This window comes from Streptomyces sp. NPDC050625, from assembly GCF_040654755.1.
Lineage (GTDB): Bacteria > Actinomycetota > Actinomycetes > Streptomycetales > Streptomycetaceae > Streptomyces.
Genome location: NZ_JBFAIQ010000025.1, coordinates 22,006 through 48,266, shown reverse-complemented (window position 1 = coordinate 48,266; position 26,261 = coordinate 22,006). Strand labels below are relative to the sequence as shown.

The 26,261-nt window shown below is 73.0% G+C and carries 20 protein-coding genes; 11 read left to right on the top strand and 9 right to left on the bottom strand.

Annotated elements, in window-relative coordinates; genetic code table 11:
- Nucleotides 1-45: 45 nt before the first annotated feature.
- From AB0I54_RS36780 to AB0I54_RS36770, 3 genes are read left to right on the top strand one after another with little or no spacing between them, the layout of a single operon-like run.
- On the top strand, nucleotides 46-1,215 hold the full coding sequence (locus tag AB0I54_RS36780; RefSeq protein WP_363300622.1) for an AAA family ATPase: 1,170 nt from the start codon (nucleotides 46-48) through the stop codon (nucleotides 1,213-1,215).
- Nucleotides 1,216-1,220: 5 nt separating this feature from the next.
- The gene (locus AB0I54_RS36775) at nucleotides 1,221-4,793 is read left to right on the top strand and encodes a DUF5682 family protein (RefSeq protein ID WP_363300620.1); all 3,573 of its coding nucleotides are present in this window, start codon (nucleotides 1,221-1,223) and stop codon (nucleotides 4,791-4,793) included.
- Nucleotides 4,790-6,571 carry a hypothetical protein gene (locus AB0I54_RS36770; RefSeq protein ID WP_363300619.1) on the top strand — a complete coding sequence of 594 codons (1,782 nt, stop codon included), beginning with the start codon at nucleotides 4,790-4,792 and terminating at the stop codon, nucleotides 6,569-6,571. Before AB0I54_RS36775 ends, AB0I54_RS36770 begins: the two co-directional genes overlap by 4 nt.
- Here the strand turns inward: AB0I54_RS36770 and AB0I54_RS36765 are convergent.
- From AB0I54_RS36765 to AB0I54_RS36750, 4 genes are all read right to left on the bottom strand, one after another.
- The gene (locus AB0I54_RS36765) at nucleotides 6,552-7,031 is read right to left on the bottom strand and encodes an inorganic diphosphatase (protein WP_363300618.1); all 480 of its coding nucleotides are present in this window, start codon (nucleotides 7,029-7,031) and stop codon (nucleotides 6,552-6,554) included. The two genes, AB0I54_RS36770 and AB0I54_RS36765, sit on opposite strands and share 20 nt — an antisense overlap.
- A gap of 192 nt (nucleotides 7,032-7,223) precedes the next feature.
- Nucleotides 7,224-8,459, bottom strand: coding sequence for an MFS transporter (locus AB0I54_RS36760; protein ID WP_363300617.1), 1,236 nt, complete (start codon nucleotides 8,457-8,459; stop codon nucleotides 7,224-7,226).
- Entirely contained in the window at nucleotides 8,456-8,941 is a 486-nt protein-coding gene (gene crcB / locus AB0I54_RS36755) for a fluoride efflux transporter CrcB (RefSeq protein WP_363300616.1), read from the bottom strand. Before crcB ends, AB0I54_RS36760 begins: the two co-directional genes overlap by 4 nt.
- Before the next feature lie 170 nt (nucleotides 8,942-9,111).
- The gene (locus tag AB0I54_RS36750) at nucleotides 9,112-9,534 is read right to left on the bottom strand and encodes a YjbQ family protein (protein WP_363300615.1); all 423 of its coding nucleotides are present in this window, start codon (nucleotides 9,532-9,534) and stop codon (nucleotides 9,112-9,114) included.
- Nucleotides 9,535-9,632: 98 nt separating this feature from the next.
- Here AB0I54_RS36750 and AB0I54_RS36745 point away from each other — a divergent pair, with 98 nt between their 5' ends.
- On the top strand, nucleotides 9,633-10,709 hold the full coding sequence (locus AB0I54_RS36745; protein ID WP_363300614.1) for an NAD(P)-binding domain-containing protein: 1,077 nt from the start codon (nucleotides 9,633-9,635) through the stop codon (nucleotides 10,707-10,709).
- A gap of 24 nt (nucleotides 10,710-10,733) precedes the next feature.
- On the opposite strand, the gene mltG is transcribed toward AB0I54_RS36745, so the two are convergent.
- Both mltG and AB0I54_RS36735 read right to left on the bottom strand, forming a co-directional pair.
- The gene (gene mltG / locus AB0I54_RS36740) at nucleotides 10,734-11,690 is read right to left on the bottom strand and encodes an endolytic transglycosylase MltG (RefSeq protein WP_363300613.1); all 957 of its coding nucleotides are present in this window, start codon (nucleotides 11,688-11,690) and stop codon (nucleotides 10,734-10,736) included.
- Nucleotides 11,691-11,733: 43 nt separating this feature from the next.
- Nucleotides 11,734-13,545, bottom strand: a complete 1,812-nt coding sequence (locus AB0I54_RS36735) for an ABC transporter ATP-binding protein (protein WP_363300612.1) — start codon at nucleotides 13,543-13,545, stop codon at nucleotides 11,734-11,736.
- Between the two features lie 115 nt (nucleotides 13,546-13,660).
- Here AB0I54_RS36735 and AB0I54_RS36730 point away from each other — a divergent pair, with 115 nt between their 5' ends.
- Nucleotides 13,661-14,110 (top strand): MarR family transcriptional regulator, encoded by a 450-nt coding sequence (locus AB0I54_RS36730; RefSeq protein ID WP_363300611.1) that lies wholly within the window; start codon nucleotides 13,661-13,663, stop codon nucleotides 14,108-14,110.
- A 92-nt stretch (nucleotides 14,111-14,202) separates the two neighbouring features.
- Here AB0I54_RS36730 and AB0I54_RS36725 read toward each other — a convergent pair whose 3' ends face one another.
- Nucleotides 14,203-15,897, bottom strand: coding sequence for a peptide-N4-asparagine amidase (locus AB0I54_RS36725; RefSeq protein WP_363300610.1), 1,695 nt, complete (start codon nucleotides 15,895-15,897; stop codon nucleotides 14,203-14,205).
- Between the two features lie 52 nt (nucleotides 15,898-15,949).
- Nucleotides 15,950-16,687: a L,D-transpeptidase family protein gene (locus tag AB0I54_RS36720; protein ID WP_363300609.1), complete on the bottom strand. Its 738-nt coding sequence runs from the start codon at nucleotides 16,685-16,687 to the stop codon at nucleotides 15,950-15,952.
- 170 nt (nucleotides 16,688-16,857) lie between these two features.
- Here AB0I54_RS36720 and AB0I54_RS36715 point away from each other — a divergent pair, with 170 nt between their 5' ends.
- The 5 genes from AB0I54_RS36715 (at nucleotide 16,858) to AB0I54_RS36695 (ending at nucleotide 22,787) form a co-directional block, all read left to right on the top strand.
- Entirely contained in the window at nucleotides 16,858-17,640 is a 783-nt protein-coding gene (locus AB0I54_RS36715) for a DUF899 family protein (protein ID WP_363300608.1), read from the top strand.
- Between the two features lie 414 nt (nucleotides 17,641-18,054).
- Nucleotides 18,055-19,869 carry an ABC transporter ATP-binding protein gene (locus tag AB0I54_RS36710; RefSeq protein ID WP_363300607.1) on the top strand — a complete coding sequence of 605 codons (1,815 nt, stop codon included), beginning with the start codon at nucleotides 18,055-18,057 and terminating at the stop codon, nucleotides 19,867-19,869.
- The gene (locus AB0I54_RS36705; RefSeq protein WP_363300606.1) at nucleotides 19,866-21,647 is read left to right on the top strand and encodes an ABC transporter ATP-binding protein; all 1,782 of its coding nucleotides are present in this window, start codon (nucleotides 19,866-19,868) and stop codon (nucleotides 21,645-21,647) included. The genes AB0I54_RS36710 and AB0I54_RS36705 overlap by 4 nt, the downstream gene beginning before the upstream one ends.
- Before the next feature lie 345 nt (nucleotides 21,648-21,992).
- Nucleotides 21,993-22,463, top strand: coding sequence for a DUF5709 domain-containing protein (locus AB0I54_RS36700; RefSeq protein ID WP_363300605.1), 471 nt, complete (start codon nucleotides 21,993-21,995; stop codon nucleotides 22,461-22,463).
- A gap of 45 nt (nucleotides 22,464-22,508) precedes the next feature.
- Nucleotides 22,509-22,787, top strand: coding sequence for a type B 50S ribosomal protein L31 (locus AB0I54_RS36695; protein WP_363300604.1), 279 nt, complete (start codon nucleotides 22,509-22,511; stop codon nucleotides 22,785-22,787).
- 14 nt (nucleotides 22,788-22,801) lie between these two features.
- Here AB0I54_RS36695 and AB0I54_RS36690 read toward each other — a convergent pair whose 3' ends face one another.
- A complete protein-coding gene (locus tag AB0I54_RS36690; RefSeq protein WP_363300603.1) occupies nucleotides 22,802-23,596 on the bottom strand; it encodes a metal-dependent hydrolase in 795 nt (264 codons plus the stop codon).
- 145 nt (nucleotides 23,597-23,741) lie between these two features.
- On the opposite strand from AB0I54_RS36690, the gene AB0I54_RS36685 reads away from it, so the two are divergent.
- Complete coding sequence (locus AB0I54_RS36685) at nucleotides 23,742-26,255, top strand: DUF3516 domain-containing protein (RefSeq protein WP_363300602.1); 2,514 nt, start codon at nucleotides 23,742-23,744, stop codon at nucleotides 26,253-26,255.
- Nucleotides 26,256-26,261: the final 6 nt, after the last annotated feature.

The window sequence follows — 26,261 nt, the reverse complement described above, 5'->3', positions numbered from 1 at the left end:
TCTGCCGACGACCACCACCCGTACCGCCCCGAAGGACCACCGCCCATGACCACCGCCCTCGCTCCCGACGCGACCCGTCAGATCGTCCCGCCCGAGGACCGCCACGCCGTCGAACTGGCCTTCCTCGCGGCGTACGACGACGGGCCGCGCCCGCCCGCCTGGCATCTCACCCCGCGTGCCGTCGTCACGTTCGTCATGGGCAGCGGCGGACAGGCGCTGAAGCTGCCGGACGGCGCCGAGGTGCCCGCCGGGGTGCCGCGCAGGCTCGTTGTGGAGGGCAAGTTCGTCGGCGACCGGGCACTGGTCGAGCGGTGTGTCGTCACCCTCGCCGGTGAGCGCGGTCTGCTGCTCGTCGGCGAGCCCGGCACCGCCAAGTCGATGCTCTCCGAGCTGCTGTCCGCCGCCGTGTGCGGCACCAGCGGGCTGGTGGTGCAGGGTACGGCGGGCACGACCGAGGACCAGCTCAAGTACGGCTGGAACTACGCCCTGTTGCTCGCCAAGGGGCCGAGCCGGGAAGCCCTCGTGCCCTCTCCCGTGCTCACCGCCATGACCCGGGGTGCCCTCGCCCGCGTCGAGGAGGTCACCCGCTGTCTGCCCGAAGTCCAGGACTCCCTGGTGTCGTTGCTCTCCGAGCGGCGCATCGCGGTCCCCGAACTGGCGGGCACGGACGACGCCCTGGCGCATGCCGCGCCCGGCTTCAATCTCATCGCCACGGCCAACCTGCGGGACAAGGGCGTGTCGGAGATGTCGGCCGCGCTCAAGCGCCGGTTCAACTTCGAGACCGTGGGCCCCATCCCGGACCTCGACGCCGAGACCGCGCTGGTGCGCAGCCAGGCCCGGGCGTCCGTGGAGCGGGCAGGGGCGCCGTTCCAGGTCGACGACGCCGTGCTGGAGGCCCTCGTGACCGCCTTCCGCGACCTGCGGGAGGGCCGGTCGACGGAGGGCTGGGAGGTGGAGCGGCCCTCCACGGTGATGAGCACGGCGGAGGCCGTCTCCGTCGCCGGCGCGCTGGGGCTGGCCGCGGCCTACTTCCCCGGGGACCGGGATGTGCTCGGGCTGCTGCCGGGGCATCTGCTCGGCGTCGTGCGCAAGGACGACCCGGCCGACGCGGCCCGGCTGCGCGGCTACTGGGACGGTCCGGTACGGCGCCGCGCCGAGCAGGGTTCCGCCACCTGGCGCACCCTGTGGGACCTGCGCACGGTCCTGGAGGGCTGACGACCGTGCCCCTCTCCACCGCCTCCCCCGCCTCCCCCCTGTCCCCCGTCTCTCCCGACGAGGCCGTCGCGGCCCTCACCGCCCCGGGGGCGCCCTACCTCATCGGTGTACGGCACCACGCGCCCTCGCTGGCCGCGGCGGTACCCGCGCTCCTCGACGCGGCCGAGCCCGACGTGCTGCTCGTCGAGCTCCCCGCCGAGATGCAGGAGTGGCTGCCCTGGCTGGCTCACGAGGAGACCAGGGCCCCGGTCGCCCTCGCGGCCGCTCCGGCGGGCGGGGGCGGTGGCCCGGCCTTCTACCCCTTCGCCGATTTCTCCCCCGAACTAGCCGCGGTGCGCTGGGCCGCGCGGCGGGGCGTGCCGGTCGTCGCCTGCGACCTGCCGCTGGCCGACCGGGCGTGGGGGGAGGAACGCCCGGAGCGGGCACAGGCTCCCGGTGGCCCCCGCCTGACCACGGCCCTGCGTTCGCGTCTCACCGGTCGCCCCGGCGACGACCTGTGGGACCGGCTCGTCGAGGCCACGGCTCCGGGCTCGGCACCGGAAGCGCTGCGCCGGGCCGCCCTGCTGACGGGGTGGGCGCTGCGTGAGGACGCGGCCGCGTCGGGGGGTGTGCCGGAGCTGGACCTGCGGCGCGAGAGCTGGATGCGCTCCTGCCTGGCGGCCGCCACCGCGAACGGCGAGCGCGCCGCGGTGCTCGTGGGCGCCTTCCACGCCCCGGCGTTGCTGTCCCCGGCAGGATCCGGCGGGCCCGCCCCGGTCTCGCCCTCCGTGCGGTCCGACTCCCCCACTCCCGACGACGGCCCCGTCTGGACGACTTCGCTCATCCCGTACACCTACGCGCTCCTGGACGAGCGTTCCGGCTATCCGGCCGGTATCCGCGATCCGGAGTGGCAGCATCTGGTGCTCGGCGCGGCGGGTGATCCGGCCGCGCTGGAGGAGGCGCTGACCCGGGTGGCCGTACGGGTGTGTGCGGAACTCCGCGCTCTTGGCCACCCGTCGGGCCCCGCCGACGCGCGCGAGATCACCCGGCTGGCCGGAGACCTCGCCCGGCTGCGCGGGCTGCCCGCGGCCGGCCGGGGCGAGCTGGTCGAGGCGGTGCAGACGGTGCTCGCGCAGGGCGAGCCGTACGGCCGGGGACGGGCCGTCGCACGGGCGATGGAGCGGGTGCTGGTCGGGTCGCGCGGCGGCCGCCCCACCCCGGGCGCGCCCCGCAGCGGTCTCGCCCCCGCCGTCGAGGCCGAGTTGGCGGCGCTGGGCCTGCCCGGCCCGGCGGACGGCGGCCCCGGTGCGGCCCGGGACCTGCGTCTGGATCCGCTCCGTTCCGACCTCGACCGCCGCCGTGAACTCCTGCTGCGCCGGCTGACGGTGTGCGGGGTGCCGTACGCCGAGCCCAAGGAGGTCGTCGGCGCGGGTGGGGCCGAGGCGCTCACCTCGCGCTGGGAGGTGCGCTGGACCCCCGCCACCGCGGCCATGCTGACCACGGCCGGGATCCGCGGTGTCACCCCGGCCCAGGCCGCCGAGGGCGTACTGCGGGAGCGGCGGCGGGCGGAACACGACGAGGGCGGGCCCACGGCCGCGCAGACCCTGGACGGTCTGGAGCGGGCGGCGGAGTGCGGTCTGCCGGGGCTTGCGGACGAGCGGCTCGCGGACACGGCCGACGTGCTGCCGCACTCCGCCACCCTGCCCGAACTCCTCGCCGGGATGGCCCTGTTGGACCGGCTGCGGGCCGGGCACATCGCCGGGCTCGATGCCGACGAGGACCGTTCGGCCCGTGCGACCGAAGTGGCCGAACTGCTCACGGTCGCCGCGGTGCGCCAGGTGGACGGCCTCACCGGCTCCGAGGACCCCGCCGACGCGCACGCCCTGCTCGAACTCGCCCACCGCGCCGACCTCCTGGGCGGCATACGGCTCACCGACGCCCTCACCCGGCTGGCGGCCGAGGGTTCCCCGCTGATGCGCGGCGCCGCGGGGGCCGTACGCGTGCTCCTCGGACACGAGGATCCCCGGGTCCTGGGCGACCGCGTCGCCTCCTGGGTGGACGCGGCCACCGACGCCGGGTCCCGGGCGGCGCTCACCGCCCGGCTCACGGGACTGCTGACCGCGGCGGGCCGGCTCCTGGAGTCCGCGGCCCCCGCGCTGGAACCCCTGCTCAGCCGTGTCTCCGAGCTGCCCGACCGGGAGTTCCTCGACCGGCTCCCCGCGCTCCGGGGCGGCTTCGACACGCTCAGCCCGGCCGCCCGCGACCGCCTCCTGTCGGCCGTCGAGGAACGGCTCGGCACCAGTCATCTCGCCGACACCTCCGGTATCGACCCCGACGCCCTCGCCACCTGGACGCGCGCGGACCTCGCGGCACGTGAGGCCCTGGCCGGACTCGGGCTCCTGCCCGCACCGCGGGACCGCGCACAGCCGGAGCCCGCGACAGAACCGGCCGCCACCCACGAGGAGAAGGCCCAGGCCCCCGGCGAGGCACACCGGCTCGCCCCCGCCGACCGCTGGCGGCTGCTCCTCGGCCGCCGTACCGACCAACTGCCCCGGTCCGCGTCGGCGTTGGCCACGGCACTGGACGAGCTGTACGGCAGCGGACGCGGCGAGGGCAGCAGGGGGAATCTCGGCGGCCGGGGCCGGGGCGGTGGCCGGGAGGCGCCGTACCCCGGGGTGCGTGAGTGGTCCGAGGAGCTGGCGGCCCTGTTCGGGCCGGGCATCCGGGAGGAGGTACTGGCGGCGGCCGCCGCGTCGGGCCGCCAGGACGTGCTCACCGAGCTGGATCCGGACAGTGTCCGGCCCTCCGTCGACCTGCTGCGCAGCGTGCTCCGGCACGCGGGAGGACTGCCCGAGGCCCGGCTGGCCGCGCTGCGTCCGCTCGTACGACGCCTGGTCGAGGCGCTGACCCGGGAGCTGGCGACCCGGCTGCGCCCCGCGCTGCACGGCACGGCCCTGCCACGGCCCAGCCGGCAGCCGGGCGGCGGCCTCGACCTGCCCCGTACGCTGCGGGCCAACCTGGCGACCGCCCGGCGCGGCCCGGACGGCACGGTCCAGGTCGTCCCCGAGCGTCCCGTGTTCCGTACCCGCGCCCGGCGTGCCGCCGACTGGCGGCTCGTCCTGGTCACCGACGTGTCGGGATCCATGGAGGCGTCCACGGTCTGGGCGGCCCTCACGGCCTCGGTGCTGGCCGGGGTGCCGACCCTGTCCACGCACTTCCTGGCCTTCTCCACCAAGGTCATCGACCTCACCGACCACGTCGAGGACCCCCTGTCCCTGCTGCTGGAGGTCAGCGTGGGCGGTGGCACCCACATCGCGGCCGGGCTCCGGCACGCCCGCGAACTGGTGACGGTGCCGTCCCGCACACTCGTCGTGGTCGTCAGCGACTTCGAGGAGGGCCATCCGCTCGGCGGGCTGCTCGCCGAGGTCCGCGCCCTCGTCGGCGCCGGCTGCCATGTCCTGGGCTGCGCGAGCCTCGACGACTCGGGCCGTCCTCGGTACTCCACGGGTGTCGCGGGTCAGCTCGTCGCCGCGGGGATGCCCGTGGCCGCCCTCAGCCCGCTCGAACTCGCCCGCTGGGTAGGGGAGAAGATCGCATGAACCAGGACCTTCCTCCGGTCGCCCCGTCCGTGACCGCCGAACTGGTCGCGGCGCTGTCGCCACGGCTGCGCAAGCGACTGGACGCGGGCATCGCGAAGCTGACGGACCGGCCGGTGGTGCGCGACGGCGACATCGTGCGCATCGCCGTCGACGACGACACCGACCTCGAACTGCACGCCCCCGGCGGCGCCGTGACCGACGTCGACGGCATCCGCTGCGGCTGTCTGCTGGCACCGGACTGCCTGCACCGGGCCGCCGCGGCGTCGGCGGCCCCGATCGCCGACGCAGAGCCGACCAAGGAGGCAGAGGACGGGTCGAAGGCGAGGCCCCTGTCGGAGGCGAGGACTCCGTCCACGGCGGAGCCCGACGCGGCCACCGCCGACCAGCGCGCCGCCGGGCAGGCGCTGTACGACGCAGCGGCCGCGGTCCTCGACGCCGGCACCGACGGCGCCGGGGCGGTGCTCCAGGCCGAGTTGCTGCGCGCCGCGCACACCGCGCGGCTGGCGGGACTCCCCAGGGCGGCCACCGCCGCGGTCTCCGTGGTCACCGCGGTGCGCGCGGCCCGCTCGGCGGACCCGGCGTACCGCCTCGCCGACCTCGTCTCCACCCTGCGCGAGGTCCTGGCCGTCGCCCACCGCGTCCCGTACGCCACCGGCCCGGAACTGACCGCCCTGCGCGGCACCGTACGCCAGCCGTACACCCCGGACGGCTCGCTGCGGCTGTACGGCCTGTTCTCCGAGCCCGTGATCACGGCGAGCGGCTACGCGGGCGCGGTCACCTGGACCGCCGACGCCGAGGGCCGTCTCCACACGGTCTCCGACGTGGCCCCGGGCGGTCCCGGCCGGGCCGTGGGGGCGGCCGACCGGACCGTGCGCATCGGGGACACGGCCCTGACCCACCGTGAGTTGTCGCGCGCGGGCCTCGCGGTGTCCGGTGCGACCGTCTCGCCGACCGGGCGGCTGGGTGCGGGGGCAGGGGTACGGGCGGTTCGGGCGTCCGGTGCCGACTGGCAGGACGAACCGCTCGGCCGGCTCTGGGCCGTGCCGGTCGCCGATCAGGTCGCGCGTGCCCTGGCCGGCGGCCACGACCTGCTGTTCCTGGAGGTCACGCTCACCGGGACGGTCCGTGAGGCGGCGGGCGACTGTCTGCTGGCCGACTGCGACGGGCTGACGCTCCGTCTGGTCGCCGCCCACGACGACCCCGCGCTTCCCTACCGGGACAACCTCCGCCTGCTGGCAGCCGCCCGAGGCAGCCGGCTGCGCGTGGTCGCCCGCCTCATCCCTGCCCCGCACCCGCGGGCCCTGCTGCTGGCCGCCGACCATCCGAAGGAGCCGGGCACCCGTCTCGACCTGGGCCTGGACCGGCTCCGGCACGCGGACCTGCCCGCCGCGACGGCACCGGCCGCCGGGGCCGCCGTACCCACGCCCGACGAAGCGCCGCTGCACCTCCTGCGCCGCCGGGTGCAGCAGGGCGCGTCCGGCGGCCGGCAGGTGCTCGCGTTTCCCGGGAACGGCGCCGCGGACGCCGCACGTCTGCGCGGGCACGGCCTGGCGACCGCGGCCGATCTGCTGGACGGGCTGCACTCCGCCGCGCCGGCCCGTGCGCGTGACCCCTTCGGCCGGCTCCTCCCGGCCGACACGGGACGCTTCGCGCGCGCCTGGCTCGCCGCCGCCGTCTACACCGACGAAGTGGACCGGGCGCTGTGTGCCGCGGCGTGGAACGCGGGCGGCCGCTCCCCCGGGCCGGCGGCACCGCCCCTCATTCGAGGCATCCCGTGAGCCGCTCGTAGGCGTGATGAGCGTCGCTGATCAGGTGCTCGGCCTCGGCGCGGGTACCGCAGTCCGTGACCTTGCCGACGGCCCGGCGCCGCAGTCGTGCCAGCACGGCGGCCCAGGCGTCGCCCTCGGCGTGCCAGCGTGGCAGGTCGTGGGTGTCGACGAGGTCGATGAAGGAGGGGTCCTCGGCCACGCACAGCAGTACCGGGGCGGCACATTCGGACTCGGCGCCGACACGGTGCAGGACGCCCAGCGGCCAAGCGGGCACCGTGGCGCCGGCCAGGGCCGGTTCGGGCATGACCACCAGGGCGTCCAGGGGCAGCCCATCGGCGTCGAGGGTGTCCGGGACACATCCGTGTCCGACCGGCCAGCCCTGTGAGGTGACGCGGCCGGAGGCGCCGTCGTCCGACTTGCGGATGGTGGACGAGGCGGTGGCGTCGATGTCGACGGTGATCCGGGGCATGGCCGTGACCTCCTCAGACATGAGCGCGGTCAGCGGGTGGAGGCCATCGGCACCGCGGGGACGCGGTTGTCGGCGGGCCTCATCGCCGGATACCAGCAGTCTCCTGCCGCACGGCCGGGGCGGCAACCAAAGGGCGGCTGGACCGGCCTTCGCGGCCGCCGCGACCGCCTCGTCGAGATCGCGGCGGCGGGCTCAGCGCCGGTCGACCCGGGTGACGGCCAGCAGCACCACAGCGGCCACCTGGATGGCGATGACCACCGTGATGAGCACGGGGACCGAGTAGCCGTACAGGCCGCCCGTCAGGGCACCGCCGGCCAGACTCGCCGCACCGACCACGCCCGCGAACAGGCCGTACGCGGTCGCCCGCCGTCCGCTGGGCACCAGGTCCGCGACCGTCGCGCGCAGGGTGGACTCCTGGATGCCCATGGCGGCGCCCCACACCAGCGACCCGGCCACCGCGATCGCGACCGTGTCGGAGAACGCCAGCACCACGACGCCCGCGGTCAGTACCGGCAGAGCCACCAGGACACGCGGGCCGATCCGGTCGTAGGCCCAGCCGGTGGCCAGCGCCGCGACCGCGTCCACCGCCATCGCCGCCGCGTACAGCACCGGGACCCAGGCCGCGGTCAGCAGGTGCCGCTGGACCAGGTGGTAGGAGAGCACGCCGAAGGTGGCGAACCCGGTCGTGGTGGCCGCGGTGAACCCGGCGTAGGTCCAGAACGCCCTCGGCAGCCGCCCGTGCCGCCTCTCCGGCGGCGCGGGCGGGGGCGCCGCGGCGGTCACCCCGCGTTCGTAGGCTTCCGGGTCGGGCACCCGGGCCCGTAGCCGGAACAGCAGCAGGAGTACGGCGATGCCAGGGACGGCGAGCACGCCGAGCGCGGGGCCGGAGTCGTTCCCGGTCAGCGCGAGCACGCCCGCCACCAGCAGCGGGCCGGCGATGGCGCCGATCTGGTCCAGCGCCTCGTGGACGGCGAAGCCCCGGCCCCTGCCGGTCGCGGCGGTGGCGTGTGACAGCAGGGTGTCCTTCGCGGGCGAGCGCACCGCCTTGCCGACGCGTTCGGCGATCACCAGCACGCACGCGGCCCACAGCACACCCGCCACGCCCAGCAGCGGCACCGTGACGACCGTCAGCGCGTACCCGGCGATCGCCAGGCCCCAGAACTGGCGGGTCCGATCCGCCATCGGCCCGGAGACCAGCCTCAGCCCCAGCGCCGCCGCCTCCCCGGCTCCGGTGACCGTCCCCACGACCAGGGAGGAGGCGCCCAGCGAGGCCAGCAGCGGGCCGGTGATGGAACGGGCGCCCTCGTAGACGACGTCGGCGAGCAGGCTGACCGTGCCGAACCAGACGACGAACCGCCACGGCCCCATCCCTGCCGACGTCCGCTCCGGACGCGGCTCCCCGGACACCGGCCGCGTCAGCCTCGTCACCGCTGCCTCCACGAGACCAGGCGGCGCGTCACCGCCGCCGCGAGCCATACCGCCGCCAGCGCCGCGCACGGCGTCGCGGCCAGGTACGCGAGCCCGGCCCGGGGACGGCCACCGGCCACCAGCTTCTGAATGTCCACGGCATACGTGGAAAACGTCGTGAACCCGCCGAGCACCCCGGTCCCGAAGAACGGCCGGACCAGCCGGTGCGCCGCCCACACGTCCGTGATCAGCACCATGAACACGCCGATCACCGCGCAGCCCACGGCATTGACCCACAGCGTCGTCCACGGGAAGGAGCCCGCCGCACCCGGCCACACCAGCGAAGCACCGTACCGGGCCGACGCGCCGACCGCCCCGCCGAGCGCCACCACCGCCACGATCGGTCCCTGCGCCCGCCACGACTGCCGCCGCTGCGCGCGCACATGCAGATCGACGTCGGGATCCGTGGGCTCGTCCGTCACCCTGGAGTCGGGGGCAGTCATGTACGTACGTCTCCTACTCGCCGGTGCCCACGGACATGTGGGCACACTCCCTCGCAAGTAGGGACTGTCGGCGGCGTCGATGCCGCGGTTCGGGTACGGCGAGCCCCACCGCCGCGAGGTGACCGGAGATCACAACCGACGACCAGACTAGCGCCGCCCGAAGCGAATCCCTAGCCGAGGAAGCTCAACCGGACCTGGCGGTTGGGGTTGTCCCGGTTGGTGTCCACCAGGCACACCGACTGCCACGTCCCCAGGACCAGGCGCCCGCCCAGCACCGGCAGGGTGGCATGCGGGGGGACGATCGCCGGCAGGACGTGGTCGCGGCCGTGGCCGGGGCTGCCGTGGCGGTGCTGCCAGCGGTCGTCGGCGGGCAGCAGGGTGTGCAGGGCGGCGAGGAGATCGTCGTCGCTGCCGGCACCGGTCTCGATGACGGCGATACCGGCGGTCGCGTGCGGAACGAAGAGGTTCAGCAGGCCGTCGCGGCCGCCGGCCGTCTCGCGCAGGAAGACCTCGCAGTCGCCGGTGAGGTCGACGACCTGCTCCCGGGAACCGGTGGCGACGTTCAGCACTCGTGTCGTGAAGGCATCTGACATGCCACCATCCTGACCCGTCCGCCCAACCCGTTGACCGCCGGGTCGCCGCGCGCGGTCGCGTCGGGAAGATCCTCGGCCGGCGCCCTGTTGGCAGAGGCGTGAACAACACGCGCGAGGTCGAGGTAGTCGTCATAGGCGCCGGACAGGCCGGCCTGTCCAGCGCCTATCACCTGCGCCGCACCGGCTTCGAGCCGGACCGCGACTTCGTGGTGCTGGACCACGCCCCCGGTCCGGGCGGCGCCTGGCAGTTCCGCTGGCCGTCGCTGACATACGGCAAGGTCCACGGGATGCACTCGCTGCCGGGCATGGAACTGACGGACGCCGATCCGTCGCGGCCGTCGGCCGAGGTCGTCACCGAGTACTTCGACACCTACGAGCGCACCTTCGATCTGCGGGTACGGCGCCCGGTCGACGTACGGGCCGTGCGCGAGGGGCAGGACGGCCGGCTGCTCGTGGAGACCTCGGACGGCACCTGGTCGACGCGGGCGCTGATCAACGCGACCGGCACCTGGGACCGGCCGTTCTGGCCGCGCTATTTCGGCCAGGAGACGTTCCGCGGGCGGCAGTTGCACACCGCTCAGTACGCGGGGCCCGAGGAGTTCACCGGGCAGCGGGTGGTCGTGGTCGGCGGGGGTGCGTCCGGCACCCAGCATCTTCTGGAGATCGCCCCGTACGCGGCCGCCACGACCTGGGTCACCCGGCGTCCGCCGGTCTTCCGCGAGGGGCCGTTCGACGAGAACGTGGGGCGGGCCGCCGTCGCGCTCGTGGAGGATCGGGTGCGGCAGGGCCTCCCGCCCCGGAGTGTGGTCTCGGTCACCGGGCTGCCGCTCAACGACGCGATTCGGCAAGGGCTTCGGGACGGGGTCCTGGACCGGCTGCCGATGTTCGACCGGATCACACCGGACGGGGTGGAATGGGCGGACGGCCGGCATGTGGACGCCGACGTGATCCTGTGGGCGACCGGCTTCCGGGCCGCTCTGGACCATCTGGTCCCGCTGCGGCTGCGCGAGCCGGGCGGCGGGATCCGCATGGAGGGGACCCGCACGGTCGCCGACCCGCGGGTCCATCTCGTCGGCTACGGCCCCTCGGCGAGCACCATCGGCGCCAACCGCGCGGGACGCGCGGCCGTACGGGACATCAGGCGGCTGCTGGCCGAGGAGCCTGTCGCCGCGTGATGTCCCGTCGGGTCGTCGGCCGGGTCACTTCGGGGGCTGCGGGGTCGGGGACTGCTGCGCCGGGCTCTGGTGCTGCTGCGGACTTCCACTCCGCTGCGGACTTCCGCTCCGCTCCGGGCTCTGACTCCGGCTCCGGCTCTGGCTCTGCTGCGGCTCGCTGCTCTTCAGGTGTGCGTTGAACTCGGCCACGTTGCGCTGGTGCTCCGCGTAGTCGGCGGTGAAGCGGGTGTCGCCGGGCTTGACCGTGACGAAGTACAGCCAGTTGCCCTGCGGCGGGTTGAGCGCGGCGTGCATCGCCTGCTCGCCGGGGTTGTCGATCGGCGTGGGTGGCAGGCCCATGCGCTGGTAGGAGTTGTAGGGACTCTCGATCCGGGTGTCGTCCGCACTCGTTCTGAGCGTGCTGCGGTTCAGCGCGTAGTTGAGGGTGGAGTCCATCTGCAGCGGCATGCCGCGCTCCATCCGGTTGAAGACGACCCGGGCCACCTTCCCCATGTCCTCCTTGGTGGCGGCCTCGGCCTGGACGATGCTCGCGATGGTGACCGCCTGGTAGAGGTTCATGGCGTTGCGCTGCGCACCGGCCGCGAGCGGCGCCCGGTTGAAGCGCTGGTTCGCCGTGTCGACCATGTACTGCAGCAGCGACTGCGGCGTGGCGTCCTCCCCGACCGGATACGTGGCCGGGAAGAGGTAGCCCTCCGGGTTGCCCTGGGCGTCGCTCGGCAGCTTCAGGCCGGCCTTGCCGATGGACTTGTGGGTGGTGCCCGCGGGCAGGGCGAGGACCTTGTCGACGGCGTCGTAGACCTGGCTCGCGCGCCAGCCCTCCGGGATCACCAGGGTCTTGGACGTGGCGTTCCCGCCGCCGGCCAAGTGCAGCAGCGGCACCGCCACGGCGGTGCCGGCCACGACGGCGCAGGTCACGAGGAGGACGAGCTTGCCCCGGCGCGTCAGTCGAATCGTGCTCCGTGGCGGAGTGTTCTTCTGCATGCGGGCACGTTAACCCGCTTATCTCCGCAAACCCGGCATATCGTCAGCTTGTCGGTTCCAGTTGCGCGTCCCGTCGGACCAGCGCCGCATACCGGCCGTCCGCCTCCAACAGCTCCTCGTGCGTGCCGCGTTCCGCGACGCGCCCCGAGTCGAGGACCACGATCTGGTCGGCACCGCGAACGGTGGACAGCCGGTGCGCGATGGTGAGTGTCGTCCGGTTGGCCGACAGGGCGTCGATGGCCTCCTGAACGGCATGCTCGGTGCGGGTGTCCAGGGCGCTGGTCGCCTCGTCGAGGATGAGGACCGGCGGGTCGCGCAGGATGGTGCGGGCGATGGCGAGGCGCTGCTTCTCGCCTCCCGAGAAGCGGTGGCCGCGTTCGCCCACGACCGTGTCGTAGCCGTCGGGCAGCCCGGCTATGTGGTCGTGGATCTGGGCCGCCTTCGCGGCCGCGTGCAGTTCCTCGTCGGTGGCGTCCGGCTTGGCGAAGCGGAGGTTGTCGGCGACCGAGGCGTGGAAGAGGTACGTCTCCTGCGAGACGACGCCGACCGCCCGGGCGAGGGTGTCGAAGTCGAGGTCGCGGACGTCGACGCCGTCCAGGGTGACGCGGCCGCCGGTGACGTCGTAGAGCCGGGGCACGAGATAGCCGAGCGTGGACTTGCCCGCGCCGGTCGGGCCGACGACCGCGAGGCTGTTGCCCGCCGGGACGGTGATGTCGATGCCGTCGATGACCGGGCCGACCGCGTCATTGCCGCTGTCGTACCGGAACTCGACGCCCTCGAAGCGGACCTCGCCCTTGATGTGGTCGAGGTGGACCGGCTCGTCCCGCTCGGTGATGTCGATCGGCAGGTCGAGGTACTCGAAGATGCGCTGGAAGAGCGCCAGCGAGGTCTGGATCTGGACGCCCGTCGACAGCAGGCTGACGGCGGGGCGGAACAGGCCCTGCTGGAGCGAGACGAAGGCGACGATCGTGCCGAGCGAGACCTGGGATCCGCCGGCCTGCAGGGCGACGCCGGCGGTCCAGTAGATGACGGCGGGCATGGCGGCCATGACGATGGTGATGACGGCCATCCGCCAGCGGCCGGCCATGTTCGACCTCACTTCGAGATCGACCAGTTGCTCGGACTCCTCCGCGAAGGACGCGGTGAGCGAGTCGGAGCGGCCCATGGTGCGGCCGAGCAGGATGCCACTGACCGACAGCGACTCCGTGACGGTGGCGGCCATCGCGGCCATCTGCTTCTGGCGCTGGGTGGTGATCTTCTTGCGCTCGTTGCCGACGCGGCTGCTGATCCAGACGAACACCGGCAGCAGGAGCAGCGAGACGACGGTCAGCCGCCAGTCGAGGGCGATCATCGCGACGATCGTGGCGACCACGCTGGTGAGGTTGGAGACCAGGGAGGTGGCGGTCGAGGTGACGGTGGCCTGCATGCCGCCGATGTCGTTGGCTATCCGCGACTGCACCTCGCCGGTGCGGGTGCGAGTGAAGAAGGCGAGCGACATGCGCTGCAGGCGGCCGTAGACGGCGGTGCGCAGGTCGTGCATGACGCGCTGGCCGACGGTCGTGGAGATCAGCGTCTGGAGCACACCGAAGACGCTGGTCAGGACGGCGCTGAGGATCATGCCCAGGGCGAGCAGGCTCAGCAGACCGGTGCGGCCCTGCGGGATCGCGATGTCCAGGGTCGCCTTGAGGAGGAACGGTGTGGCCACCGAGACCAGCGACGAGGCGCCGACCAGCAGGCCGACGACCGCGAGCCGGCCGCGGTAGGGGCGGAAGAGCTTCAGGATGCGGCGCACCTGCCGGGGCTGGTCCCCGGCGGGGTCGGACGGTGTCCAGGAGGGTGAACGGTCGGGATGCATGGGCTCCTACGGAGGTGTGCGGGCGTCGGCGCGGACGTCGGCCGACGATGACTGACGGAGCATAGCTCATTGTTACCTATACTCACAATGAACTGTGTCCTGATATTGTTCCCGCATGACCACCCCCGATCCCGAGGGCCAGCTCGCCGAGCAGTTGTTGCGGCTCACCCGACGGGTGCACCGGATCCAGAAGCGCCATCTGCAGCAGCGCGAGCTGGGCATCACCCCGGCGCAGTCCCGCCTGCTGCGCACCCTCGCGCACTACGGCTCGCCACCGCGCATGGCCGACCTCGCCGAGCGCCTGGAGGTGGTACCAAGGGCGGTGACGACACTGGTCGACGGGCTTGAGGCGAGCGGCAGGGTGCGCCGGGTGCCCGATCCGACGAACCGCCGGGTCACCCGGATCGAGCTGACCGACGACGGACACAGGGCGCTGGGTGAGCTGCGCCGTGCGCGCCGGTCGGCGGCGGAGGAGATCCTGGCCCCGTTGTCGGACGAGCAGCGCGTGCTGCTCGGCGGGCTGCTGGACACGCTGATCGACGGGGAGGCCGTGACGCGCTGCTGAGCGGCGGACGTACGGACGTACAGAAGGCCGCGGCTCCCGCTCCGTACCGGTGGAGTGGGAGCCGTGGCGCGTCCGGACACCGTCGGCCGGCCTCAGCAGCCGCTGTCGTCCCGCGTGAGCACCCCCTGGACGGTGGTCAGGGAGCGGTCGTAGCAGCCGTCCGAGCCGTACAGCCGGTAGCGCTCGCTCGTCGTACCGACCGCATGGCGCTGGTCGCGGGGCACGTTCACGGTGTACGAGGCATCGCCGGTGTAGGTGTCGTCGAACCGCGACCACGCCAGGCGCCGGCCCTCCCGCGTCTCCACGACCGCCGCGCGGTCGCCGAGCGTCAGGACGGTGCGCAGCCGGTCGTCCGTGCCGAGGGTTGTGGTGCCGTCCATCGTGTAGGTCCGGTGCGTGTGTGACGTCCGCGCCGGTCCGCGTCCGTCGACCGTGACGGTCTCGTCGTCCGTCCAGGTGGCGACCAGTCCGTCGGTCGTCTCACCGTCGGTCCAGCGATGGGCGGATGTGTTCGCCAGCGTACGGCGGACGGTGGTCGTGACACGGCCGTGCGAGGTGTCGACGTATCCGGCGACGGTCAGCCGGTGACCGGCCTCGGTGTCCACGCGGTGCTCCGTGGGACCGGGCGTGTACGTCGAGGAGTCGGCGAGGTCGCCTGCCTTGTCCACGGTGAGCCTGCCGGTGACGTGCGCGCGGTGCGGGTCCTGCCACACCAGCACGTTCACGGGGGCGCTCCAGCCGCTCTGCCCCTCGGGAACACCGACGACGGAGACCTCGACGCGGTGCGGGCGGCCGTCGTTGAGCAGCCCGGCGAAGGGGGTCAGGTCGTATTCGATCGGCTTGACGTCGAAGGCGCGCGGGCCTGGAATGACGTACCAGAGGAAGGGGTTGGACCAGCCGCCGGTCCATACGTGGGGGAACGGCGCGGCGATTCCGGCCAGTTGGCCGTCGACCTTGATCTGCACCTCGCGGTAGGGGCCGTGGTCGGCCTTGCAGGAGTACGGCGCCGGGTCGGCCACCGTCAGATACCAGAACTCCTCGCAGCCGCCGCCGGATCCGGTGGCGTACACCTCGGCGACGATGCGCTCGCTGTTGCGCGGGGTGGTGACGGTCGTGCCGCCGGCCGTGTCGGTGAGGGTGAGGACACGATCGGGGGCGGCGGACCCGGCAGCGCCGTTGCCCTGGTAGAAGGTCAGCGTGACCTTGACGTCGATGACGCCGGTGTAGGTGTCGTCGACGACGTTGCCGATGAGCATCTCGACGTCCTGCGGGCTGCGGAAGGTGTCGCTGTAGCGCGTGACGTCCTTCTCGACGGACCACCCGATGCCGTCCGGGGACGGCTCGGGTGTCGATGTACGCAGCACCTCCACGCCCCCGACGTGCAGATAGCCGAGCCGGTCGTACTGACGGCCCTTCACCTTGCCGTCGAGACGCAGGACAACCTTGCTCCAGCGGTCGCCGCAGCCCTTGGGTGGTGTGTACCCGCCCTTGTACGGGGTGAAGTCACGGAACTGCGCCTCGGCGAGGGTCACCCGACAGGACGTGCCGCCCGGCTCGGCGACGGGCGGGGCGGCGGTGACCGGGTCGTGCCAGTCGGTGCCGAACTCGGCGGGGACGTCGGAGGACCGGGCGGTGACCGAAGCGGCGGGGGCGGCCTGCGTGGAGGCGGCCTGCGCGATGGCTGCCTGGACGGTGGCGGCCTGCGCGGGGGCGGGTCTCGCTCCGACGAGAGTGCCCGCCAGGAGGGTCGCTCCGGCGAGCATGGACATGACTATCCGGCTTCTCATGGCCGGTGTTCTACGGGGATCGAGGCGCCCGCCGCAATGAGGCCCCGCGCGATCAGGCCGCCAACTCGCCCCTGTCCCCCATCACCACCACGGGGTGCCGGTCCGGATCGAGCGTGCGCAGCAGGTACTCCATGTCGGACTTGGACATGCTGACGCACCCCGATGTACCGCTGCCGTGGTCCATGTGCAGCCAGATGCTCCCACCCCGCTCCTCGCCCTCGGGGCGCCGCGGGTCGTTCGGCGGTGTTCCCTTGACCCGGTTGTAGTCGATGGCGATGACGTAGTCGAAGTCGTGCCAGTGCGACTCGGCCCACCAGCGCGGGGCGGCGAAGGACGGGTCCTGTGTGTACGGCAGCCCGGCACCGGGATCGTCGAGCACACCCCCCGCGTCGGTCAGCGTGAACACGCCGACGGGGCTGCGCCGGTCACCGGAGTGGTGATCGGTGGTCCAGCCTCTCTTGCCGTTGTGCCCCGCCCAACTGCGGGTCCGCTGCCAGGCCGTGCCGTGCCGGGTGTACAGCACGACCGTGGACCGCGCCGAGTCCTTGCCCTCCCCGTAGACCGCCACCACCTGCCCGGACTCGGCCGGAATCCGCCGCTGCAGACGGTCACCCACGTCCGGAATGCGGGTGGGGTCGTGACTTTCGGCGCGGGACGGCGGCCCGGCGTGTCCGACACCCTCCGGTTCCCCCTCGTCGCGCGCCGCCGTACCGCACGCGGACAGAGCCGTCACAAGGGTCCCGAGAGCCGCCACCACGACCACCACACGCCGCACACCGTCGATCCGCACCGCCCCATCCTGGCACTGCGCACCGGAACGGGGGTCCACGGGTACCCCCTTGGTGTGCGGCCGAGGGTGCCCGCGCCGCGATGAGTTCCGGCCGGGTCGCGAGTCTGTTCTGGTGACCGTAGGAAGACGGCGTACGACGCTGCCCGACACGAGACACCACGGAGGACACGATGACGACCACGCCGAACGACCCGACCCCGGCGCCGCCCGGCCGCCCGCCCGTGGTGGACCTGGCCACCTGGCAGACCGCTCGTGACGAGCTGCTGGTCCGCGAGAAGGCCCACACCCGTGAGGGCGACGCCCTCGCCGCGGCCCGCCGCCGGCTGCCGATGGTGGAGTTCGACGGGACGGTCGAGGTCGTGGGACCCGACGGCCCGGTCCCGTTCCTGGACCTGTTCCAGGCCCGCGACGAGCTCGTGGTCTACAAGCACATGTGGTATGACGGCGCCCCGCACCAGGGGCAGTGCGAGGGCTGCACCACCACGGTCTGGCACCTGAAGGACGCGGTCTACCTCAACGCCCGCGGCGTCTCGTACGCCGTCCTGACCACGGGCCGGTGGGACGAGGTGGCCGCCTATGTCGAGTTCATGGGCTACACCCAGCCCTGGTACTCGGTGCGCGACGTGGAGGCGCCGGTCGGCGGCGACATGGGGTACATCACCTGCTTCCTCCGCGACGGCGACCGCGTGTTCCTCACCTACTCCACGACGGGCCGTGGCAACGAGCGGGTCAACGGGTCCCTCGGCCTGCTCGACATGACGCCCTACGGCCGGGGCGAGGCGTGGGAGGACAACCCCAAGGGCTGGCCCGAGGGCCTCAGCCCGTGCTGGTCCTGGCGCTCGGACGCGGACGGGAACGCCACCTGGGGCCCGACCAGCCGCCCTGTGCCGCAGTGGACCCGCCCCGGCGCGACCCCCGTGGAGACCCTCGGCCGACACGGGCACCACCACTGACACGCCAGGGGGCTTCGCATCGGGACGACGGCGAGGCCCGTGTGGATGCTTCGTGGCTGATTCGTGGCGCCGGCAAGCGCGTCCCATCACACCGGTGTTGACCTGGAAACCATCAGCAATCCCCAGTGACACTCCTGACTCACGGGCCGCTGAGAGAAATGACCCCGGGCGGGGTCACAGGCGCCTGCCACTCCGGGGGGAGGCGAGTGGGCGCCGACATGCAGGGGCAGGCCCGTTCGCCTTCCGTGACGGGTCTGCCCCTGCACGCTTGTCTCCCGGCGCCGGGGCGCACCCCTGACCCGGCTCGCCGCCAAGGTCCGTGGAAAACCGTTTGATTTCGACCACGCTCCGACGCGAACCTTTCACGGCTTGTTGCCGCTCCCCCTCCCGCCTGACACGAGCCACTGGGACGTCATGCAGATTCAAGACCTTCCGTATCCCGACCCGGGCGTACCGGACGCTCGTTCGGGTCCCCGATTCCTGTGGTGGCTGGGGCGGAACCAACTGGGCGGACAGTTGAAGGCGCTGGCCTGGGGCCTGCTGCACTTCGTGTCCGTCTCCGCGCTGCCGTTCTGCGTCGGCCTCGCCGTGCAGGCGGTCGTCGACCGCTCGGGCACCCGGCTGGCCCTGACCGGCCTGCTGATGGTGGTGTGCGGGGCGGGCATTGCCGTGGGCGACACCTTCCTGCACCGGACCGCCGTCACCAACTGGATCACGGCAGCCGCCCGCGTTCAGCAACTGCTCGCCCGCAAGGCCGCCCAGTTGGGCTCGGCGCTGACCCGGCGGGTGGCGGCCGGCGAAGTGGTGGCCGTCTCGACCGGCGACGTGGAGAAGATCGGCTGGTTCGTCGAGGCCGTGTCGCGTTTCACGGCGGCCGCGCTGACGGTCGTCGTGGTCTGCGTCGGCCTGGTCGTCTACCAGCCGGCGCTCGGCGTGATCGTCGCGGTCGGGCTGCCCGTGGTGGCGCTCGCCGTGCTGCCGCTGCTGCCCCGGGCGACCCGGCGCGCCGACCTCCAGCGCGAGAAGGCCGGCCGGGCCACCGAGCTGGCCTCGGACACCGTCGCCGGACTGCGCGTCCTGCGCGGCATCGGCGGCGAGGACCTGTTCCTCGACCGCTACCGCCGCGCCTCCCAGGAAGTGCGGCACGCGGCCGTACGCAGCGCCCGGATGTGGGCCTTGATCTCCGCGATCCAGGTACTGCTGCCGGGGCTGCTGCTGATCGCGGTCGTCCGGCACGGCATCGACCTGGCCCACCAGGGCCGGATCACCGTCGGCGAACTCGTCACCGTCTACAGCGCGGTCATGATCCTCACCTACCCTCTGCGTCACTTCGAGGAGATCGCCATGGCGTACTCCTTCTCGCGCCCGTCGGCCAAACGGGCCGCGCGGGTGCTGTCCCTGGAACGGGCCACAGACGCCGCGGGGGCGCGCGAGGCCCAGCTGCCGGGCGGCGACCTGTACGACCCGGCCACCGGACTGCTCGCGCCGAGCGGCCGGTTCACCGCCGTGGTGTGCGGCGACCCGGACGCGGCGGGGCGGCTCGCGGAACGGCTCGGCGGGCATCCCGCCGAGGCCGGTGTGCCGGTCCTGCTCGGGGGTGTGCCGCTCGACGAACTGCCCCTGGAATCCGCCCGCACCGCCGTCCTCGTCCAGGACAAGGACCCGGTGCTGCTGTCCGGTTCGCTGCGCGAGCTGCTCGACGTCCCGGCGTCCGGTGCCGTAAGCGCCGAGGACGCGCTGGCGGCCGCGCAGTGCGGGGACGTCCTGGAGGCGCTCGCACAGGGGTCGCTGGACGCGGCCGACCCGATGGACACCCGGATCACCGAGCGGGGACGCTCGCTGTCGGGCGGGCAGCGCCAGCGGCTCGCGCTGGCCCGGTCCCTGATCACCGACCCCGAGGCGCTCGTCCTGGACGAACCGACCTCCGCCGTCGACTCGCACACCGAGGCCCGTATCGCGGAGGGGGTGCGGCAGCTGCGGACGGGGCGCACGACCGTGGTGTTCACCTCGTCGCCCCTCCTGCTGGACCGGGCGGACCGGGTGGTCCTGGTGCACGAGGGCGAGGTCGCGGCGGTCGGTGCGCACCGCGAACTGGTGCACACGGAGCCCCGGTACCGGTCGGTCGTGACCCGCGAGACAGAGGACGGGACAGCCGCTCTGCGGGGTGTGCCGGACCAACACGAGGCCGCCCGGCGGGGCGCGTTCGAAGAGATCGAGGAGAGCGCATGATCGGCGTCGCGCCACCGGCGTACGACCCGGCAGCCCCGACGACGGCCACCACCCTGCCCGTCGGCGCCGCCGCGACCGTCCGCGCCTATGTGGCCGAACTGTTCCGTCGGCACCGCCGTGCCTTCCTGCTCCTCATCAGCGTCAATACCGTGGCCGTGGTGGCCTCCATGGCGGGCCCTTATCTGCTGGGCGGGCTCGTCGAGAGGGTGTCCGACGGGGCGCGGGAGCTCCATCTCGGCCTGACCACCGGGCTGTTCGTACTCGCGCTGGTCGTGCAGGCCGTGTTCGTACGCGAAGTACGGCTGCGCGGCGCGATGCTCGGCGAGCGGATGCTGGCCGACCTGCGCGAGGACTTCCTCGTGCGCTCGGTCGGCCTGCCACCGGGCGTCCTGGAGCGGGCGGGCACGGGCGACCTGCTGTCCCGGATCACCACGGACATCGACCGGCTCGGCAACGCCATGCGCGAGGCGGTGCCGCAGCTGGCCATCGGCTCCGTGTGGGTCGTGCTGCTGCTCGGCGGACTGGTCGTCACCGCGCCGCCGCTCGCGGCCGCGGTGCTGCTCGCCGTGCCGGTGCTGGTCGTGGGGTGCCGCTGGTACTTCAGGCGGGCACCGTCCGGCTACCGCTCGGAGTCCGCCGGATACGCCGCCGTGGCCGCCTCGCTCGCCGAGACCGTGGACGCCGGCCGCACCGTCGAGGCCCACCGCCTCGGCGACCGACGCGTCGCCCTGTCGGATCGGCGGATCAAGGAGTGGACGGCCTGGGAGCGGTACACCCTGTGGCTGAGGTCCGTGCTCTTCCCGGTGATCAGCACCGTGCACGTGCTGGTGCTCGGCTCGGTGCTGATGGCCGGCGGGGTCTTCGTCCTGAACGGCTGGATCGACGTGGGCCGGCTGACGACCGGCGCGCTCATCGCCCAGATGCTCGTCGACCCGGTGAACCTGATCCTGCGCTGGTACGACGAGGTACAGGTCGCCCAGGTGTCGCTGGCCCGCCTGGTCGGTGTCCGCGACATCGAGCCGGAGGCCGGGGACGCCTCGCTGGCGCCCGACGGACGCGACGTGCACGCGGACCGGGTGCACTTCGGCTACCGCGAGGGCGTCGACGTCCTGCGCAAGGTGTCGCTGGAGGTCGCGCCCGGCACCCGGCTGGCCCTGGTCGGCCCGTCCGGCGCGGGCAAGTCCACGCTGGGCAGGCTGCTCGCCGGCATCTACGCGCCCCGGGACGGCCGGATCACCCTGGGCGGCGCCGAGCTGTCCCGGATGCCGGCGGAACGGGTCCGCTCCCACGTCGCCCTCGTCAACCAGGAACACCATGTGTTCGTGGGCTCCCTGCGCGACAACCTCCTGCTCGCCCGCACCGACGCCGTCGACGCCGAGCTGTGGGCGGCCCTGGGCGCGGTGGACGCGGACGCCTGGGCGCGGGCACTGGACGACGGCCTGGACACCGAGGTCGGATCGGGCGGTGTGGCGCTCACCCCGGCCCAGGCCCAGCAGATCGCGCTGGCCCGGCTGGTCCTGGCCGACCCGCACACGCTCGTCCTGGACGAGGCGACCTCGCTCCTCGACCCGCGCGCGGCCCGCCATCTGGAGCGGTCCCTCGCCCGCGTCCTCGACGGCCGCACCGTGGTCGCCATCGCCCACCGCCTGCACACCGCCCACGACGCCGACGTCATCGCCGTCGTCGAGAACGGCCGCATCAGCGAGCTCGGCAGCCACGCCCAGCTCGTAGCGGCGGACGGAGCCTACGCGGCGCTTTGGCGGTCCTGGCACGGGTGAGCGAACAGGTAGGCAACCGGGCGCACGCCAGCCGGCCGGGGTGGGTCGGGAGCCACCCGGGCGGCGCCGCCGGTCCGGAAGCGGCCGGCCCGGACAGCGGCATGCCCGCCCCGCGCCGGGCCGCCCCGCCGGCCGACTCGGACCGTGGCGCGGACATGCACCCCCAGGCCAGGGCCCGTGCCGTTGCGCGGTGCCGAACCGGGGTGGAAGGCTGGAGAGCAGCACCGGTTCGGGGGACGCCCGGGAGCCGTCCCGTTCGAGCCGGGTGAAACTCGTGCCGCGCGCGCCGACGGCCCTACGCCGACCGTGGTGACAAGGAGCCGTCCCCAGCACCTGGAGGTACCCGTGGACAGCGCCGACGGATGGGGAGACGACGTCTACCAGCCCGATGGATCCGAGATCCAGGAGGACTCGGGGCTGCTCGACGCGGAGGACACGCTGGTCGCCGACGGTGTCGACGATCCCCTCGACCGGGGCTGGTCCCCTCCCGAGCGGCCGTGGGCCGTGGAGCACACCGGCGTGACGGCGGCGGAGCGCCACCAGGGCGAGACCCTGGACCAGCGCCTTGCCGAGGAGCTGCCCGATCTCGCCGCACCGGACGACGACGGCATCGGCGACTGCCAGGGCACCGACGGCGAACTCCTGGACAACGAGGTCGGCGGGCTCCGCTCCGGCCGCCTCGTGGCACCCGACGAGGGCGCGCACGAGGACGAGGAAAGCGCCCTGGTCGCCACCGACGTCGGGATCGACGGCGCCGGTGCCTCCGCCGAGGAGGCCGCGATGCACATCGTGGACGAGGAAACCTACTACGGCTGACCCCGACGTCCATGGCCCTCCTGCCGCCCCGTGCGAGGAGCATCCATGCAGCAGGACAAGCACCCCGACTACCGTCCCGTGGTCTTCCGCGACCGCTCCGCCGGATACGCCTTCCTGACCCGGTCCACCGCGACCAGCGACCAGACCATCGAGTGGGACGACGGCGAGACGTACCCCGTGGTCGACGTCGAGATCTCCTCGGAGAGCCACCCCTTCTACACGGGCAAGGCCCGCACGGTCGACTCGGAGGGCCGCGTCGCACGCTTCGAGCGGCGCTACGGCGGGGCCGGGCAGGACCCCGGCGGGAGCCGAGGAGCTGACTGACCCCGGCCGGGCCGTCAGATCACATTGAGGGCGGCCGCGCAGCCCACTCCCCCGAGCAGCATGAAGGCCGGCATCAGCACCTTGAGCTCGACCCAGCTGCCCGCCCGGAACCGCATGCCCTTCGGCGGACCCACCGGGTACCAGCGCTTGCGGCCCACCGGGATGGGCCACAGGATCGGGCAGCCGGAGACGGTCAGCGCGTCCCCGATGTCGTGCACCAGCGCCCCGAGCACGACCGGCAGCCCCAGCCACAGGTACTCCTGGCCCGGCGCGCTGAACAGCCAGTCCGAGCCGTTGCCCGGCTTGTCCAGGACGCCCGCGAGGATCCATGCGCTGGTCGCCGCCAGCAGCCAGACCAGGACGTCGGCGCTGGAGCCACGGGTCGCCCGCCACAGCAGGCCCTCGATCGCCAGCACCATGTGCGCGAACAGGATCGCCAGCACCGCCCAGCGGCCGCCGGTGATCGCCGCCGCCGAACAGCCCGCGCCGATCAGGGCCGCCCACAGCCAGGTGTGCGTCAGCGTCCGGTGTCCACCGGAGCGGCGCGGGTCGCCCTGCTTCCTGGTGGCCTTGTAGACGGCGTACGACAGCTTGTCGACGATCTCGCAGAGCCAGCGCGACAGCGGCCCGAAGGCGCGCGAGATGGTGGCCGCCTTGTGGTCGAGGTCGGGGGCGAGTGCCGCACCGGCACAGATCAGGGCCCCGACCAGCACGACCGGCCAGGGCATGGGGTGCCCGGCCGCGGCGGCCGCCGCTCCGACGCCGAGCCAGGCGGCGGCTCCCGACAGTGAGTGTGCTGGTCCCATCATGGCCGTTCCCCGCCCCATTCCTCGTGTGCCGCTGTCCAGTTGACCGGGTGCATTGACGCTCCGTCGGCGCCACAGCGTAGCTGCCGTGATCTTCGCACCCGCAGCCGATTCCCCCATCGGCCGGGAGGCCAGGCAAGATGGGTGCGTGACCCTCATCGATCAGCTGCCGCCGACCGCCGACCCCGACGCCCTCTACGAAGCCTTCGAGTCGTGGGCGCAGGAGCGCGGTCTCACGCTCTACCCCCACCAGGAGGAGGCGCTGATCGAGGTGGTCTCCGGCGCGAACGTGATCGTGTCGACGCCCACCGGCTCCGGCAAGAGCATGATCGCCGCGGGCGCCCACTTCGCCGCCCTGGCCCGGGACGAGGTCACCTTCTACACGGCCCCGATCAAGGCGCTGGTGTCGGAGAAGTTCTTCGAGCTGTGCAAGCTCTTCGGCACCGAGAACGTCGGCATGCTGACCGGCGACGCGTCCGTCAACGCCGACGCGCCCGTCATCTGCTGCACCGCCGAGGTGCTCGCGTCCATCGCGCTGCGCGACGGCAAGGACGCGGACGTCGGCCAGGTCGTCATGGACGAGTTCCACTTCTACGCGGAGGGCGACCGCGGCTGGGCCTGGCAGATCCCCCTGCTCGAACTCCCGCAGGCGCAGTTCATCCTGATGTCGGCCACGCTCGGCGACGTCTCCTTCTTCGAGAAGGACCTCACCCGCCGCACCGGCCGCCCGACCTCGGTGGTGCGCTCGGCCACCCGCCCGGTGCCCCTCTCCTACGAGTACAAGTTCACCCCGCTCACGGAGACGCTCACGGACCTGCTGGAGACCAAGCAGGCGCCGGTCTACATCGTCCACTTCACCCAGGCGCAGGCCGTGGAGCGGGCACAGGCGCTCATGAGCATCAACATGTGCTCGCGCGAGGAGAAGGACCAGATCGCCGAACTGATCGGCAACTTCCGCTTCACCACCAAGTTCGGCCGCAACCTGTCCCGTTACGTCCGCCATGGCATCGGCGTCCATCACGCCGGCATGCTGCCCAAGTACCGGCGCCTGGTGGAGAAGCTCGCGCAGGCCGGCCTGCTGAAGGTCATCTGCGGCACCGACACCCTCGGCGTGGGCGTCAACGTCCCCATCCGGACGGTGCTGTTCACGGCTCTGACCAAGTACGACGGCAACCGCGTGCGCACCCTGCGCGCCCGTGAGTTCCACCAGATCGCGGGCCGGGCCGGCCGGGCCGGGTTCGACACGGCCGGACTCGTGGTCGCGCAAGCGCCCGAGCACGTCATCGAGAACGAGAAGGCGCTCGCGAAGGCGGGCGACGACCCGAAGAAGCGCCGCAAGGTCGTCCGCAAGAAGGCGCCCGAGGGATTCGTCGCCTGGACGGAGAACACCTTCGAGAAGCTGATCGCCTCCGAGCCGGAGCCGCTGACGTCCCGCTTCCGCGTGACGCACACGATGCTGCTGTCGGTGATCGCCCGGCCCGGCAACGCCTTCGACGCGATGCGGCGGCTGCTGGAGGACAACCACGAGCCGCGCAAGCAGCAGCTCAGGCACATCCGGCGGGCCATCGCCATCTACCGCTCGCTGCTCGACGGCGGCATCGTCGAGAAGCTCGACGAGCCCGACGCCGAGGGCCGCATCGTCCGCCTCACGGTCGACCTCCAGCAGGACTTCGCGCTCAACCAGCCGCTGTCCACGTTCGCGCTCGCCGCGTTCGAACTGCTGGACCCGGAGTCGCCGTCCTACGCCCTGGACATGGTGTCCGTCGTGGAGTCCACGCTGGACGACCCGCGCCAGATCCTGGTCGCCCAGCAGAACAAGGCGCGTGGCGAGGCGGTGGCCGCGATGAAGGCGGACGGCGTCGAGTACGAGGAGCGCATGGAGCGCCTCCAGGACGTCACCTGGCCGAAGCCGCTGGAGGAGCTTCTCTTCCACGCGTACAACACCTACCGCAAGAGCCACCCCTGGGTCGGCGACCATCCGCTGTCGCCGAAGTCCGTCATCCGTGACATGTACGAACGGGCCCTTTCTTTCACGGAGTTGGTGTCCTTCTACGAGCTGGCCCGCATCGAGGGCATTGTGCTGCGCTACCTGGCCGGCGCCTACAAGACCCTGGACCACACCGTCCCGGACGACATCAAGTCGGAGGACCTGCAGGATCTGGTCGAGTGGCTGGGCGAGATGGTGCGCCAGGTCGACTCCAGCCTGCTGGACGAGTGGGAGCAGCTGGCCAACCCGGAGGAGATGACCGCCGAGGAGGCCCAGGAGAAGGCCGACGAGGTGAAGCCGGTGACCACCAACGCGCGCGCCTTCCGCGTGCTGGTCCGCAACGCGATGTTCCGCCGCGTGGAGCTCGCCGCCCTCGACCAGGTCGACGAACTGGGCGAGATGGACGCCGAGTCCGGCTGGGACGCGCAGGCCTGGGGCGAGGCGATGGACAAGTACTGGGACGAGTACGAGGACCTGGGCACCGGCCCCGACGCCCGCGGCCCCAAGCTGCTCGTGATCCAGGAAGAGCCGCAGAACGGGCTGTGGCGCGTCCGCCAGATCTTCGACGACCCGAACGACGACCACGACTGGGGCATCAGCGCGGAGGTCGACCTCGCGGCCTCCGACGCGGAGGGCCGTGCGGTCGTCCGTGTGACCGACGTCGGCCAGCTGTGAACACAG